14 protein-coding genes, 1 tRNA gene and 2 pseudogenes are annotated in these 14,376 nt (G+C 67.5%); 3 read left to right on the top strand and 14 right to left on the bottom strand.

The window, feature by feature from the left end; genetic code table 11:
- The first annotated feature begins 50 nt into the window (after nucleotides 1-50).
- Entirely contained in the window at nucleotides 51-545 is a 495-nt protein-coding gene (gene ripD / locus HMPREF9336_RS00655; protein ID WP_007472324.1) for an NlpC/P60 family peptidoglycan-binding protein RipD, read from the top strand.
- Nucleotides 546-775: 230 nt separating this feature from the next.
- On the opposite strand, the gene HMPREF9336_RS00650 is transcribed toward ripD, so the two are convergent.
- From HMPREF9336_RS00650 to HMPREF9336_RS00590, 14 genes and pseudogenes are all read right to left on the bottom strand, one after another.
- Nucleotides 776-851: transfer RNA gene (locus HMPREF9336_RS00650), tRNA-Phe, on the bottom strand.
- A 48-nt stretch (nucleotides 852-899) separates the two neighbouring features.
- Nucleotides 900-1,990 (bottom strand): annotated as a pseudogene (gene purM, locus HMPREF9336_RS00645) (phosphoribosylformylglycinamidine cyclo-ligase).
- Between the two features lie 43 nt (nucleotides 1,991-2,033).
- On the bottom strand, nucleotides 2,034-2,855 hold the full coding sequence (locus tag HMPREF9336_RS00640) for an ABC transporter ATP-binding protein (RefSeq protein WP_021029861.1): 822 nt from the start codon (nucleotides 2,853-2,855) through the stop codon (nucleotides 2,034-2,036).
- Between the two features lie 403 nt (nucleotides 2,856-3,258).
- Nucleotides 3,259-4,212: pseudogene (locus HMPREF9336_RS17300) on the bottom strand (ABC transporter ATP-binding protein); the annotation flags it as partial.
- A complete protein-coding gene (locus HMPREF9336_RS00630; RefSeq protein WP_007472327.1) occupies nucleotides 4,209-5,225 on the bottom strand; it encodes an ABC transporter permease in 1,017 nt (338 codons plus the stop codon). The gene HMPREF9336_RS00630 and the pseudogene HMPREF9336_RS17300, both read right to left, overlap by 4 nt.
- Nucleotides 5,225-6,256, bottom strand: a complete 1,032-nt coding sequence (locus HMPREF9336_RS00625) for an ABC transporter permease (protein ID WP_007472328.1) — start codon at nucleotides 6,254-6,256, stop codon at nucleotides 5,225-5,227. Before HMPREF9336_RS00625 ends, HMPREF9336_RS00630 begins: the two co-directional genes overlap by 1 nt.
- Entirely contained in the window at nucleotides 6,253-7,890 is a 1,638-nt protein-coding gene (locus HMPREF9336_RS00620) for an ABC transporter substrate-binding protein (protein ID WP_021029859.1), read from the bottom strand. Before HMPREF9336_RS00620 ends, HMPREF9336_RS00625 begins: the two co-directional genes overlap by 4 nt.
- 157 nt (nucleotides 7,891-8,047) lie before the next feature.
- Complete coding sequence (locus HMPREF9336_RS00615; RefSeq protein WP_021029858.1) at nucleotides 8,048-8,449, bottom strand: hypothetical protein; 402 nt, start codon at nucleotides 8,447-8,449, stop codon at nucleotides 8,048-8,050.
- Between the two features lie 128 nt (nucleotides 8,450-8,577).
- Nucleotides 8,578-9,081: a hypothetical protein gene (locus HMPREF9336_RS00610; RefSeq protein WP_007472331.1), complete on the bottom strand. Its 504-nt coding sequence runs from the start codon at nucleotides 9,079-9,081 to the stop codon at nucleotides 8,578-8,580.
- Nucleotides 9,082-9,101: 20 nt separating this feature from the next.
- Nucleotides 9,102-9,431, bottom strand: coding sequence for a hypothetical protein (locus HMPREF9336_RS00605; protein WP_007472332.1), 330 nt, complete (start codon nucleotides 9,429-9,431; stop codon nucleotides 9,102-9,104).
- Entirely contained in the window at nucleotides 9,406-9,549 is a 144-nt protein-coding gene (locus tag HMPREF9336_RS18155) for a hypothetical protein (protein ID WP_021029857.1), read from the bottom strand. The genes HMPREF9336_RS00605 and HMPREF9336_RS18155 overlap by 26 nt, the downstream gene beginning before the upstream one ends.
- 13 nt (nucleotides 9,550-9,562) lie before the next feature.
- Nucleotides 9,563-10,003: a hypothetical protein gene (locus tag HMPREF9336_RS00600; protein ID WP_156920250.1), complete on the bottom strand. Its 441-nt coding sequence runs from the start codon at nucleotides 10,001-10,003 to the stop codon at nucleotides 9,563-9,565.
- Nucleotides 10,004-10,041: 38 nt separating this feature from the next.
- On the bottom strand, nucleotides 10,042-11,559 hold the full coding sequence (gene purF, locus HMPREF9336_RS00595; protein WP_007472335.1) for an amidophosphoribosyltransferase: 1,518 nt from the start codon (nucleotides 11,557-11,559) through the stop codon (nucleotides 10,042-10,044).
- A gap of 36 nt (nucleotides 11,560-11,595) precedes the next feature.
- A complete protein-coding gene (locus tag HMPREF9336_RS00590; protein ID WP_156920249.1) occupies nucleotides 11,596-12,099 on the bottom strand; it encodes a MarR family winged helix-turn-helix transcriptional regulator in 504 nt (167 codons plus the stop codon).
- Nucleotides 12,100-12,144: 45 nt separating this feature from the next.
- Here HMPREF9336_RS00590 and HMPREF9336_RS00585 point away from each other — a divergent pair, with 45 nt between their 5' ends.
- Nucleotides 12,145-13,113 carry a pirin family protein gene (locus HMPREF9336_RS00585; RefSeq protein WP_007472338.1) on the top strand — a complete coding sequence of 323 codons (969 nt, stop codon included), beginning with the start codon at nucleotides 12,145-12,147 and terminating at the stop codon, nucleotides 13,111-13,113.
- Between the two features lie 210 nt (nucleotides 13,114-13,323).
- Nucleotides 13,324-14,367: an AurF N-oxygenase family protein gene (locus tag HMPREF9336_RS00580; protein WP_007472340.1), complete on the top strand. Its 1,044-nt coding sequence runs from the start codon at nucleotides 13,324-13,326 to the stop codon at nucleotides 14,365-14,367.
- Nucleotides 14,368-14,376: the final 9 nt, after the last annotated feature.

Genomic DNA, 14,376 nt, shown 5'->3' with positions numbered 1-14,376 from the left:
GCGCGAACCGGTTCGCCACGCCGAACCGGGGCTGGAGAAAAGAGGATCGCATGAAACGACGTGTTCCCGCCTTGGCCGTGGTCGCCCTGGCCCTGTTCGGCTCCGCCCCCAGCCTCGCGACCGCCGAGCCGGTCGCCCCGTCCTCGGGCAACCAGCAAATGACCGCAGGGGCCGCGATGTCTCGGGGCCTGGCCCAACGCGGCGTGCCCTACGTGTACGGCGGCGGCAACGCCCAAGGCCCCACCGGCAACCCCAACGGCACCGGCGTCGTCGGCTTCGACGCCTCCGGCCTGATGGTGTACTCCTTCGCCGCAGCCGGGGTCAAACTGCCCCGCTCCTCCGGCGACCAGTACAAATACGGCCGCAAAATCTACCCCTCCCAGGCCGTGCCCGGCGATTTGATCTTCTACGGGCCCGACGGCAGCGAGAGCGTCGCCATGTTCCTCGGCAACGGGCAGATGCTGGAGGCCACCACCCCCTGCGTCACCGTCTCGCCGGTGCGCGTCAACGGCATGGCCCCGTACATGGTCCGCGTCGTCGGCTAACCTCGCCGGAATTCGGTCCGCCCGAAGCCGCGCCAGAAACAAAGCGCCAGAGGAGCGCCGAGTCGTGATGTACGTCTGCGTGCTCCATGCGCAAGCGCTCCAACGCGGCAGAGTCCGCCCCACGCGTGACGACGAGGAAATCCAGCGAGCATGCTGCGCAGCGGCCCCAGACATGTGTCGCGCCTTCTCGGCCATGCCCGTCAAGGCTGGTCCGGCTCCGCGCGGAGCTATGGTGGCCAGAGCCGGGTTCGAACCGGCGACCCCACGCTTTTCAGGCGTGTGCTCTACCAACTGAGCTATCTGGCCGGGAAAGGCCACTAAGACTAGCATGGCCGTTCCGGTGCGGGCAAACTCCTAGAATCCTGGGTGCGAACCAGTGAGCTGGACTTTCCCGTTGTCTTCTCCTGCGGCGCGGATGTCGCCGACGAGCCAGCAGTCGATGTGGCGGGCGGTGAGCACGGCGAGGGCGCGGTCGAGGTCCTCGGGGGCGATGATCGCGAGCATGCCGATGCCGAGGTTGAACGTCTTCTCCAGCTCGGGGAGTTCGATCCGACCGGTCCGGCGGACGAGGTCGAAGACGGGCCGGGGGTCCAAGAGCCCCGGTCGAGCACGGCGGTGAGCCCGTCGGGCACGACTCGTTCGAGGTTCTTGGCCACGCCGCCGCCGGTGACGTGGCAGAAGGTCCGGACGGTGGTCTCGGCGACCAGGGCAAGGCAGTCTTTGACGTAGATGCGGGTGGGTTCGAGGAGTTCTTCGCCGAGGGTGCGGCCGAATTCGGCCACGTGGGCGTGCAGGTCGAGGTTGGCCTGGTCGAAGAGCACGTGCCGGACGAGGGAGTAGCCGTTGGAGTGCAGGCCGGAGGAGCGCATGGCGACGACCACGTCGCCGGGGCGCACCCGTTCGGGACCGAGCACGGAGTCGGCCTCGACGACGCCGACCGCTGTGGCGGCGAGGTCGAAGGCGCGCGGGTCCATAAGGCCGGGATGCTCGGCGGTCTCGCCGCCGAGCAGGGCGCATCCGGCGCGCTCGCAGCCCTTGGCGACGCCTGCGACGAGTTCGGCGATGTGTTCGGGCACGAGTTTCCCGCAGGCGATGTAGTCGAGCAGGAAGAGCGGCTCGGCTCCGCAGACGACGAGGTCGTCCACCACCATCGCAACGAGGTCGAGGCCCACGGTGTCGCGCTTGTCCATTTTGGCGGCGATGTCCACTTTGGTGCCGACGCCGTCGGTGGAGGCGGCGAGCACCGGCTCGCGGTAGCCGTCTTTGAGGGCGAAGAGTCCGGCGAATCCGCCGAGACCGCCGAGGACTTCCGGGCGGGTCGCTTTGCCTGCGAAGGGGGCGAAGAGCGAGACGGCGCGCTCGCCCGCTTCGATGTCCACGCCCGCGGAGGCGTAGGAGGCCGGTCCAGAGGAGTCGGAGGCAGAGCCATCAGAAGGGAACGTCACCTCTTGATCCTCCCATGCGGGCGGCGCGGCGTGCGCAGTGAGGTCAGACTGCGCTGCGCAACCAATCGGGCCGGGGGTCGGGCACCGCCGCGATGAGTTTTTGCGTGTATTCCTCTTGCGGGTCGCGCAGCACTTGGTCCCGAGTGCCGGATTCGACGACTTTCCCCGCTCTGAGCACGACGATCCGGTCGCAGAGCTGGTCAACGACGGCGAGGTCGTGGGTGATGAAGAGCGACGCGAAGCCGTGCTCGGCCCGCAGGTCGGCGAACAGTTCGAGCACTTTGGCCTGCACGGAGACGTCGAGCGCGCTGGTCGGCTCGTCGGCGATGACCAGCTTGGGCGCCAGCGCCAGCGCCCTGGCGAGGCCCACCCGCTGGCGCTGCCCGCCGGAGAGTTCGTGCGGGTAGCGCTTCTCGGTTCCTTCGGGCAGGGCCACGCTGTCGAGCAAGGCTCGGACTTTCGCCGCCAGTTCGGCTTTTTTCAGCTTTTGGTGCACCACGAGGGGTTCGGCGACGCATTCGCCGATAGTCATCCTGGGGTTCAGGCAGGTGGCGGGGTCTTGGAAGACATAGCCGAGGCTCGCCCTTGACTCGCGGCGCCCTCGGGCCGATCCTTTGCCGAGCTCGCGACCGAGGAACTCGATCCGCCCGCCGCTCGGTTTCTGCAGACCGGCGACGCATCGGGCGATGGTGGATTTCCCCGAGCCGGATTCGCCGACCAGGCCGACGGTCTCGCCGGGAAGGATCGTGAGGCTCACCCCGTCCACGGCGCGCGCTCCTGCGCGGCCGTGGTAGGCGACTTCGAGATTTTCGATGACTGCGACCGGACTGTTCTCGGCGGGCGCGTCGGGAGTCGTTTCCTGCACCCTATGACTCCTCGTCTTGCGGTTCCGACGGATCGTCCGCGCTGTGCGCGGCGGCGCGCGCGCCCGTTCTGAGCGACTTGATCTTCGCGAGCGCCGAGGGCCACGGGATCTTTCCGTCCTTCGCGGCGGCGAGGATCCCGGCGACCGCGGCCTCCGCAATTGCCGCATCCGCCTCCGTCGCTGGCGCTTGCTTCGGTTCGGGCTCAGGCTCAGGCTCAGGCTCAGGCTCAGGCTCAGGCTCAGGCTCAGGCTCAGGCTCAGGCTCAGGCTCAGGCTCAGGCTCAGGCTCAGGCTCAGGCTCAGGCTCAGGCTCAGGCTCAGGCTCAGGCTCAGGCTCAGGCTCAGGCTCAGGCTCAGGCTCAGGCTCAGGCTCAGGCCATGATTGTGACTCGAACGGGTCTGCCTCGCCCAACGCTTCGGCTTCCGTCTCGTGCGACGGCGCGCCGGAAGCCCCGGTGGTGTCGAGGCGAGGCGTGGCGGCCAGCAAGGTCCGGGTGTATTCGCTTTGCGGGTCGGTGAAGACGTCGCGCACGGAGCCGGACTCGACGACTTCGCCCGAGCGCATGACCACGACTCGGTCGGCGAAGTTCGCGACCACGCCGAGGTTGTGCGTGATGAAGACGATGGCCGTGCCGATCCGGTCGCGCAGGTCCACGAGCAGTTGCAGGATCTCCGCCTGCACCGTGACGTCGAGCGCGGTGGTCGGCTCGTCCGCGAGGATCACCTTCGGGTCGCAGCTGATCGCCATGGCAATCGCGACGCGCTGTTTCTGCCCGCCGGAGAGCTCGTGCGGGTACCGCTTGACCAGGCGCTCGGGCTCGGGCAGCCGCACGAGGTCCAGGAGTTCGACGGCCTTGGCCTTCGCCATTTTTTTGGACATACGCTGTTTGGACATGCGCTGTTTGGCGGTCTTCTGGTGCGCCTGAAGGGTTTCCACGATTTGGTCGCCAACGGTGAAGAGCGGGTCCAGTGCCGCGCCCGGCTCCTGGAACACCATGGCGACCTGCGCTCCGCGCAACGCGCGCATCCGTTTCTCGTCCCAGCCGGTGATGTCCTCGCCGTCCACGCGGATCACGCCTTCGCGGTGCGAGTTCCCCGGCAGCATCCCGAGGACCGCGCGGACGCTCACGGATTTCCCCGAACCGGATTCGCCGACCACGGCGAGGATTTCGCCGGGGGCGACCTCGTAGGAGACGCCTTTGAGGGCTTCCACCGGGCCGGAGTCGGTGGCGAAAAGCACCCGCAGCCCTTCGACGGAGAGCGCGTGCGGAGCGTCGTCGAACGCCGACGGCCCCGTCTCGCCCCAGCCTTCGGGAAGGGCGAAGCTCTCGTCGGCGAAGTCCTCCGGTCCGGTCATGCCTGTGCCCCTTCGCCTGCGGAGAAGACCCCAGCCTCTGCGGGCTCCTCACGCTTGGCCAAGTCTTTCTGCCGGAGCCTCGGCCGCGACCGCAAAAGCGGGTTCCCCGCCTCCGACAGGCTTTCGCCGACGAAGGCGGTGGCGAGGACTGCGAGGACGATGGCGACGCCGGGGAAGACGCTGGTCCACCACACTCCGCCGGTGATGTCGGGAATGCCTTTGTTCACGTCGTAGCCCCATTCCGCCGCCTGGCTCGGCTCCACTCCGAAACCGAGGAAGCCCAGGCCCGCGAGGGTCAGAATGGCCTCGGAGCTGTTGAGCGCTGCGATCACCGGCAGGTTCTGGGCGATGTTCGGCAGGACGTGGCGGAAGAGGATCCGCCAGGTGGACGCGCCCGAGACGCGGGCCGCGTCCACGTACGGCTCGTTTTTCACGACGAGCGCGCTGGCCCGGATCACCCGGTAGTACTGGGGGATGAACACGGCGGAGACTGCCAACGCCCCTGCCGTGATCCCGGTGAAGTCGGGGAGGTTGTTGCCTTGTAGCCACCGGGAGAGGCCCTGCATCCACTCGCTGAAATCGCCGCTGGAGAGCCCGACGGACACGAGGATCGCGAGCAAGAGGGAGGGGAACGCGTAGAGCGAGTCCATGAGCAGGGTCAGCGTCCGGTCGAGCCATCCGCCGAAATACCCGGCGACCAGGCCAAGGACCACGCCGATCACCCCGGCGATCACGAGCGAGACCACGATGACCTCGAACGCCGTCTGCGTCCCGTAGACCACTCGCGAGTAGACGTCCTCCCCTCGGACCGAGGTGCCGAAGACGTGCGCCGCGGTCGGGGGCGCTTGCCTTGCGAAGTCCACCCCGTACTTGTTTTTGGTCTGGTCGAATTTGTAGGGGGCGATCCACGGGGCGAAGACCGCGACGACCAGGAGGAACGCTAAAAGCCCCAGGCCGCAGAGCAGCACGGCGCGCTGCACGCCGTGCACGGCGGGGAACACCTTCTTGCGCATCAGAACCTCACCCTCGGGTCGATGGCGGCGGTCGCCGCGTCGATGAGGACGCTGAACAGGGCGATGACGATCACGGAGAACACGACGATGCCCTGTACCGCTTCGAAATCCCGTTTGACCAGGTAGTCGGCGAGCGCGTAGCCCAAGCCCTTCCAGTCGAAGGCGTTCTCGGTGAGCACGGCCCCGCCGAGCATGGCGGCGGTCTGCATGCCCATCACCGTGATCACCGGGATCAGGGCGTTGCGGAAGGCGTGGCGACCGAGCACCCGCCGCTTGGGGAGGCCCCTCGCCTTGGCAGCCTCCACGTACCCGGCCTGGCTGGTCTGGATGAGGTTGGCGCGCACCAACCGAAAGACGATGCCAGCCGTCATGAGCCCGAGCGCGAGCGCGGGCAGCACGGCGTGCTTGAGCACGTCCACGATGGCTGATCCGTCCCCGGCGAGCAGCACGTCCACGATCATGACGCCAGTGCGCGGGTGGTAGTCGGCGAGTTCGAGCTCCACGAGCGTGGACGAGCGTCCGCCGTTGGGCAGCCAGCCCAGCCACACCGAGAACACGAGTTTGAGCAGGATCGCGACGAAGAACACCGGGGCCGCGTAGACGAGGATCGCGCCGAGCCGGAACACGATGTCCGGGAGGCGGTCCCGCCGCGCCGCCGCGAACCGCCCCGCTGGCACCCCGACCGCGACGGCGATCAGCATGGCCCAGAACGCGAGCTCGAAGGTGGCGGGCGCGTACTGCAGCAGCACCTCCCCCACCGGCTGGTGGCCGGTGGACGTGGTCCCGAAGTCGCCGGTGGCGAGTTTCCGCAGGAAGTCCCAGTATTGCTGGTAGATCGGCTTGTCGTAGCCCGCCTCGATTTTGCGGCGGGCTATCTCCTCCGGGGTGGCCCGTCCGCCGAGCGACGCGGTGATCGGGTCTCCGGAGAGCCGGATGAGGAAGAAGACCAGCGTCACCAGGAACCACACCGTCGGGATGACGAGCAGGATCCGGAAGCCGAGGTAGCGGAGCAGATGCCCCCAGCGGCTCATGCTGGCCTCTTTCCCGAGATCCGCAGCGAGCCGACGAGGAGCTTGTACGTCCCGTCAATCGCCTCCGGCACCCCCGCGACATACGTGCCGGTCACCATGATCTGCCGTCCGACCAGCAGCGGGACGACCGAGATCACGTCCTGCGCGATCCGCCGTTGCGCCTGGGCGATGGTCGCGCCCCGGCGGGCGGGGTCGGGGTCGGTGCGCTCGGAGTCCAGCAGGCCGCCGACCACCGGGTCGAAAAAGCCGTTGCTGATGAAGTTCTTCTGCACGAAGAACGGGGTCAAATAGTTGTCCGGGTCCGGGAAGTCCGGATACCAGCCGAGCTGGAAGAGCGGGTAGCTGCCTGCGGCGTACTCGTGCTGGTACACGCCCCATTCCGTGGACTGTAGCTCCACCCGGAACAGGCCGGTCGCTTCCAATTGGCTCTTGACCAGTGCGTATTCCTCCGACGAGGAGGGGCCGTAGTGCTCGGCGGTGTATTGCAGGCGCAGGGTGACCGGGGTCGCCACCCCGGCGGCTTTCAAGAACCCGGCCGCTTTGGCCTTGTCCGGCCGGTCCCCGTACGCCTCGCGGAACGCGGGGACGGAGCCGTCGAACCCGGCGGGCACCACGGACCAAGCGGGGTCGAACATGCCTTGGTACACGTCCCTGGCGAGGGCGGCCCGGTCGACGCTCGCCGCCACCGCTTTGCGCACGGCCAGCTTCTGTTCGTCGTTCCGCCCCGGCTGCGAGCCCTTGTTGAACGCGATGTAGCGCATCTCGCCGCCGATCCCGCGCCAGACTTTCACGGCGGGGTTCTTGTCCAGCTGGGCGTAGTCGCTGATCGAGAGCGCGCGGAACGCGACGTCCACCTGATGTTTGAGCACGTCGAGCTTCAAGTTCCCCGCGTTGGCGTAGTACTTGAACACGATGTTCGCCGTGGCGGGGCGCTGGTAGATGCCTTGGTAGTCCGGTCTGGCCTGGAGCAGCGCCACGTCGTTCTTCCGGTATTTCGCGATGGCGTACGGACCCCCGAACGGCTGCCCCGCGACCACGGCTTCGTCTCCCAAGATCCGGTCTACGGGGAAGACCCGCTCGTCGAGGATCGGCCCGACGTTCGCGGCGAGCACTTGGGGGAAGGTCTGGTCGTTCGCGAGCTTGAGGATGAAATCCACCGTGCGCGGGTCCGGAGTCTGCACCGAGACCAAGTTCTCCAAGAGCGACTGCGGCCCGTTCGGGTCGTCGATCCTGCGCATCCGGTCGAAGGAGAACTTCACGCTCGTCGAGGTCAGCGGATGGCCGTTGGCGAAGGTGAGGCGGGGCCGCAGCACGCACCGGTACCGGGTCGGCTCGGCGAACTCGCAATGCTGCGCCGCGTCCGGGGCCAGCTTGTTCTTGCGGTACGGGAAGTTGAGCAAGAACGGGTAGATCTGGGCGTAGAGCGTCCACGAGCCGTTCTCGTACGCCCCTGCGGGATCCAAGGTCGGCACATGGTCGGTGGTGCCGATGATCAGCGCGGAGTCCTTGGGGATGTGGCGGTAGCCGTGGCCCACCGCGCCCACGCCGCAGGCGGAGGCCAGCAACGCGAACGCCACCGAGAGGGAGCCCGTCGAAATCGCTCGCCGGGGGCCGCTGGAACGGCCCGTGTCCATCCTCCTGCGTCCGGGCGAAAAAATTCGGCGGAACCCGAGGACGCCCAAACGTGCGCGCGCTCGCATCCGATCCTCTCTCAATTGTGGCTCAAGTGAGCTTTTGAGGCTCAAGTGAGTCCATCCTGAGGCATAGATCGCGCCAGCGCAACCGCAAGCCTCAGCGTGGCGAAAGGCCAGGCAAGCCGGGGAAGACTTTGAGGAAGATATCGTGGATCTGCACCGTCGCGGCGTCGGAGTAGAAACCCCGCCGCACCGAGGTCTCGCCCTGGTACAGCTCCGCCTCGACCGGGAAGTCGCCTCGGGCGAGATACGGATGGGACGTGGAGGGCTCCGGCAGACGGTTCGCGGCGGCGAGCAGCGCGGACCACGTCGCGCCCGAGATCGGCTTGGTGATGTGGACGCTCGGCTCCTCCGAGCCGTCGACCGTGCCGTAATCGCCCTGCTTGAGCTCCACCGAGCCGGGCCTGGCGATCATGATGTACTCGTTGTGATAGTTGGGCGTGGCGTTCCAAGGGAAGTGGTCGGTGGGCGGGAAGTGATTCCCGAGGTAGGTGTACACGATCGACGTGTCCCCCCGGTCGCCGCAGCAGGGACGGCCGAAGCCGCCGACATGCCGAGCATTGCCGCGATCATCAAACCCGCTCTACGCATGTGGTACACCTTACATCGTCGTCAACACGGCCGACCTCAGATGTACGGCTGACGGCCTGGCTGGAGCGGGTATCCGTTCGGATCCGCTGGCCACTCGGGCTGTCCCGCCATCTGGTCGAACAAGCCTGGCAGGCCGAACGCCTCGTCCACCGGCGCGAGCGCCGCCTTCAACGCCCCTGAGCAGGTAGAACGGTCGGCAACCACCGTTCCGCCCTGCCACACCACGAGGTGGTCGCCGCCCCGGCACGAGCCGCCCGCCTTGCTGAGCGCTTCGAGGACCGGCAGCCCGCCGTCGTCGCGCAACGGGACCATGGAGTGCGAGACGTCGTCGCCCGCCCCGTTTCTGACCACCAATTCCGCCGAGTTCGGGCGCACCGTGACGGTGTAGGTGGCCCAGTCCCGCGCGCCCCGGTGGGCGGCGGGAACGCCTCGGGTGACGTCTGCCGAGGTGATCCCGTCAGGCTCGGCGGACGAGACGGCGGCGGGCAGGGCCGAGGCCAATCCAGCGGCCGCGACGGCGGCGATCAGAAACGTGCGCATGTGGCGTAGCTTACTCCCAATTACCTGGCGAAAAGCGCCCAGATCGGATCGCTGATCTCCGTTTTGATGAACCGATCCATATCGACGCTGGTCCGGGAGTCGTAGTCCTTCACCACCGCGCCGTCCTGCTTGACGGTGACCAAGAAGCGGCTCGCGTCCGCGGGCTGCGCCAGCCGACCCCCGTGCTGATCGATCTTCTGCACCCGGTCGAGCACTGTCGACCACAGCCCCGGCGGCAGCGGCCGCTCCTCGTGGACCGGCTCCCCCTCGACCCGTCGGTCGGCCTCGGCATGGTCGGGGTACACGGTGAGGACGGAATCGGCGTCACCGTCCTGAGCCGTGAATTTCATATGGACGCTGCGGCACCTCGATCACCGTGCGGTCCGGGTCGAGCGGTTCGGCTTGGGCCTGCTGCGAGCCGAGCCCCAACGACGCCACGACACATGCCAGTTGGGCGAATAATTTCATGGATTCCTCCTAATCATGAAAACTGTCCCCGTAGGGAGTCCGCGACCGCGCTCCAGGTGCCCGGACACATCGACCTGTGCTTGGCGGCGACGGTTCCGTCCTGCTCGACCTTTATGTCGAAGAAGCCGAAGTCGGGGCAGACTGGGTGCGCATCGGAGGTGTCTTGTCCCGCCGCGCGCAGCAAATCTCGCCAACTGGACTCGTCCAACGGCTTGGTCTGATCGCCTACGACACCTCCGCCGTAGGCGTAACGGACGTATCGAACGGAACCTTTGCGCATCACGAACGCATAGCCGGCCGCATGGGACTCAAGAGCGTCGTACGGGCTGGGCTCGAATCTAATCGTCATGACCGCTCGCGCCGGGTCGAGCGGTTCAGCTTGGGCGCTGCACACAGTCGCCGCCGCTGAAGCCAACGCGCCGAAAAGCGCCAAAAGCGCCCGCCTCACAAACACAGGCAGATACTAGCGCGATGTGACCACGCGCACCAGGGTCAGCCCGCTCGGCCTTCCAGCACCGACTTGCCCAGCGCGGACTCCTCCGGCAGCGCGATCGGGTACACCCCGTTGAAGCACGCCGCGCACAGCCGGGTGGACGGCTGCTCCGTGGCGGCGATGAGCCCTTCGAGCGAGATGTGCCCGAGCGAGTCCGCGCGGATCGAGCGGCGCACCCCTTCGACTATCCCTTCTGGCCCGTCGGCCCCGTTCGCGATCAGCTCCGTCGGGCTCGCGAAATCGATGCCGTAGAAGCATGGCCAGCGCACCGGCGGCGAGGCGATCCGCACATGCACCTCGACCGCGCCCGCCTCGCGCAGCATCCGCACCAAGGCCCGCTGCGTGTTGCCCCGGACGATGGAGTCGTCCACCACCACGAGGCGCTTGCCCCGGATGACCTCGCGCATCGGGTTGAGCTTGAGCCGGATGCCGAGCTGGCGGATGGTCTGCGAGGGCTGGATGAAGGTCCGGCCCACATAGGCGTTCTTGGTGAGGCCCTGGCCGTACGGGATGCCGGAGCCCTGGGCGTAGCCGATTGCGGCGGGCGTGCCGGACTCGGGGACCGGGATCACCAGGTCCGCGTCCACCGGATGCTCCTCGGCGAGGCGGCGGCCGATCTCGACCCGCGCCGCGTGCACGGAGCGCCCGGCGATGACCGAGTCCGGACGGGCGAGGTAGACGTACTCGAAGATGCAGCCCTTCGGCTGCGGGTTCGCGAACCGGGTGGAGCGCACCCCGTCCATGTCGATGGCCAGCAGCTCGCCCGGCTCGATGTCGCGGACGAACGAGGCCCCGACGATGTCCAAAGCGCTGGTCTCGCTCGCGACCACCCAGCCGCGCTCCAAACGTCCGAGGCACAACGGGCGCACGCCCCACGGGTCGCGGGCCGCGTAGAGGGTGTGCTCGTCGAGGAAGGTCAGGCAGAACGCGCCGCGCAGCATCGGGAGCAGCTTCAACGCCGCCCGCTCCAGCGCGGTGCGCCCGCCCAGCTCCTCGAATTCGAGCTGGGGATCGTCCGCCATCTGGGCGAGCAGGCCGCAGACGAGGTCCGAGTCCGTGCCGATGGTGTCCCGGTTGTACTTCTTCGGGTCCACTGGCAAAAGGCTCGCGCTCGCCGCGTTGCGCTCCAGGAGCTCAAGGGTGTTGACCAGGTTGCCGTTGTGGCCGAGCGCGAGGCAGCCGCCCGAGGCCATCGTGCGGAAGACCGGCTGGGCGTTCTCCCACACCGGAGCCCCTGTGGTCGAGTAGCGGCAGTGCCCGATGGCGATGTGCCCGGTCAGCGTGGAGAGCGAGGACTCGTCGAAAACTTTGCTGACCAGTCCCAAATCCTTGACCACGAGGATGCGGCTGCCGTCGGTGACCGCGATCCCCGCCGCCTCTTGGCCTCGGTGCTGCAGGGCGTGCAGACCGTAGTAGGAGAGTTTGGCGACGTCTTCCCCCGGAGCCCAAACGCCGAATACTCCGCATTCCTCGCCAGGGGGGTTCTCGATGGGGTCCGGATCTGGAGCAACGGTCACAGGAGGTCTCCAAACTGACGAGGGGCTGTGCTTCGCTCAGTCTACCTCGTGTTCACGTAACCGCCGAACGACCGCGCCCGCGATCTCGGCCATGGCTTCGAGCTGCCGAGGCGTGAGCGCGTCCACGAACCATCGCCGCACCTCCCCGACGTGATGCGGAGCCGCGCGCTCGATCGCGTCGAGCCCCGCCGGGGAGAGCAGGACGAAGGCTCCCCTGCCGTCGGTGGGGCAGTCCTCCCGTTCCACGAGACCCCTGCCGTGCATGCGCGCGACCTGGCGAGAGACGCGGCTCTTCTCCCAGCCGAGCCGCGCAGCGAGCTCGCCGAACCGGAGCCTGCGCCCGGTCGCCTCAGAGAGCTCCACGAGCACCCCGTAATCGGCCTGGGACAGCCCGCTCTGGCGCTGCAGCTCCCGCCCGAGGCGCGCCATGAGCTCGGCGTTCATGTCGAGGTACCCGCGCCATGCTGCGACCTCGCGGCGGTCCAGCCACATGGCGGGAATAACGCCGTCCTCTGGGCTGTTCCCGAAAGTAGTTGACATAGAAACTATGTTAGCGGAACAGCTCCACCGAAAGGAAGGAATGACATGGCCGCCATCACCGCCGACGTCTTCACCCTGCCCCGCATTGACACCCCCGACCTCGCTATGGCCGCAGAACGCCCGGTGCGGTCGGTCACGACCGCACCCAGCGGCTACGAAGGCGAAGGCTTCCCGGTGCGCCGGGCGTTCGCCGGAGTGCCCATGGCCGAGCTCGACCCGTTCATCCACATGGACCAGATGGGCGAGGTCGAATACGCGCCCGGCGAGCCGAAGGGCACCGCGTGGCATCCGCACCGAGGCTTCGAGACCGTCACCTACATGATCGACGGGACCTTCGAGCACCGCGACTCGAACGGCGGCAGCGGGACGATCCACGACGGCGACACCCAGTGGATGACCGCCGGCGGCGGCGTGCTGCACATCGAACGCCCGCCGGAGGCGCTCGTGGCTTCCGGCGGGCTGTTCCACGGCCTCCAGCTCTGGGTGAACCTGCCCCGCTCGAAGAAACTCGTCCTGCCCCGCTACCAGGACATCCGGGGCAAGCAAGCGGCGCTGGCCACCACCGCCGACGGCGGAGCCCTGATCCGGGTCATCGCGGGCGAGGTCGCGGGCCACGCCGGGCCGGGCTCGACCTACACCCCCATCACCATGGCCCACGCCACAGTCAGCCCCGGCGCTCGTCTCGCACTGCCGTGGCGCGAGGACTTCAACGCGCTCGTGTACGTCTTGGCCGGATCCGGGACTGTCGGCAGCGAGGCCCGGCCGATCCGAAAGGGCCAGCTCGTCGTGTTCGGCAAGGGAGACGCGCTCACCCTCGCCGCGAGCCCGTCGCAGTCCTCGGCTGAGCCTTCGCTCGAAGTGCTGCTGCTCGGCGGGCAGCCGCTGCGCGAACCCGTCTTCGCGTACGGGCCGTTCGTGATGAACACGAAGCAGGAGGTCGTCCAGGCCTTCGAGGACTACCAGGCAGGACGGTTCGGGATCGAGCCCGCCGAGCACCTGCCCCACGCGGAGTAAGGCGGCCCTGGCGCGCCAGGCGGTCTGCGAGTATCCTCGAAATCACCTTAATTGTGCGGTTCGTCACATACTCGGCCACTGTGATCTATGCCCCACGAAAGGGGTCGGATTCGTTGAAAGGAGCCCGCACCAGGACTACGCTGAGTGATATAGGTAACTGAGTTATGAGTGACCTGACCGACAAAACGAATTTCGAGATGAGGAGGCACAGTGATCAAGCGCAACACCTGGCTTGCAGAGCTGGACCCTATCGCTGACAAGGCCTACTGCGAAAGGCTGGCGACCCTCTCCGAGGGATCGGTCCGGCGCAGCTTCAACCCGTTCACGGACATCGATTGGGACGCCCCCGAGTTCGAGGTGGTCCCCAACGATCGGCGTTGGCTCCTCCCGCAGACCGACCCCATCGCGAAGACGGACTGGTACCAGTCCCTCCCCGAGGAGAAGCAGATCGAAGTCGGCATGTGGCGCCAGGCCAATGTCGCGAAGGTCGGGCTCCAGTTCGAGGTAGCCCTCATCCGGGGCATGGTCCTGTACTCGGTCGGGCTGCCCAACGGCTCGCCGGAATACCGATACTGCGTGCACGAGATCGCGGAAGAGTGCAACCACAACCAGATGTTCCAGGAGATGGTCAACCGGATCGGGGCCGAGGTCAGCGGCATGAGCAAGCTCCGGCAGTTCACCACGGGCTTCGGGGCCGAGCTTCTGGCGCAGTTCTTCCCGTCGGCGTTCTTCACCGCGGTGCTCGCGGGCGAGGAGCCGATCGACTTCGTCCAGAAGTCCATCCTGCGCGAGGGGAAGTCGATCCACCCGATCATGGAGAGCGTCATGGCGATCCACGTCGCCGAGGAGGCCCGCCACATCTCGTTCGCGCACGAGTTCCTCAAGCTGCGCACGCCGCGAGTCGGCAGGCTGTCCCGGTTCGCGCTGTCGCTCGCGTACCCGCTGATCATGCGGTTCGTCGAGGAGCTGATCGTGGTGCCGCCGCGTTCGTTCTGGAAGAAGTTCGACATCCCGAAGTCGGTCAAGAAAGAAATCTTCTGGCAGAACGAGGAAGCGCGCGACTTCCGTCGCCGCCTGTTGGCCGACTCCCGCGCCCTGGCGCACGAGATGGGCATCATGAACCCGGTGGCGAAACTGCTCTGGCGGCTCCTCTCCATCGACGGGCGCCCGTCGCGTTTCCGCAGCGAGCCGCAACGCCGCCACTTCGAGCAGCAGAGCGCGCCGCAGGAGCGCCAACCGGCTCTCGTCGGCTGACGGAACGTT

The sequence above is a fragment of the Segniliparus rugosus ATCC BAA-974 genome, from assembly GCF_000185725.2.
GTDB lineage: Bacteria > Actinomycetota > Actinomycetes > Mycobacteriales > Mycobacteriaceae > Segniliparus > Segniliparus rugosus.
This window is presented reverse-complemented; position numbering and strand designations above follow the sequence as displayed.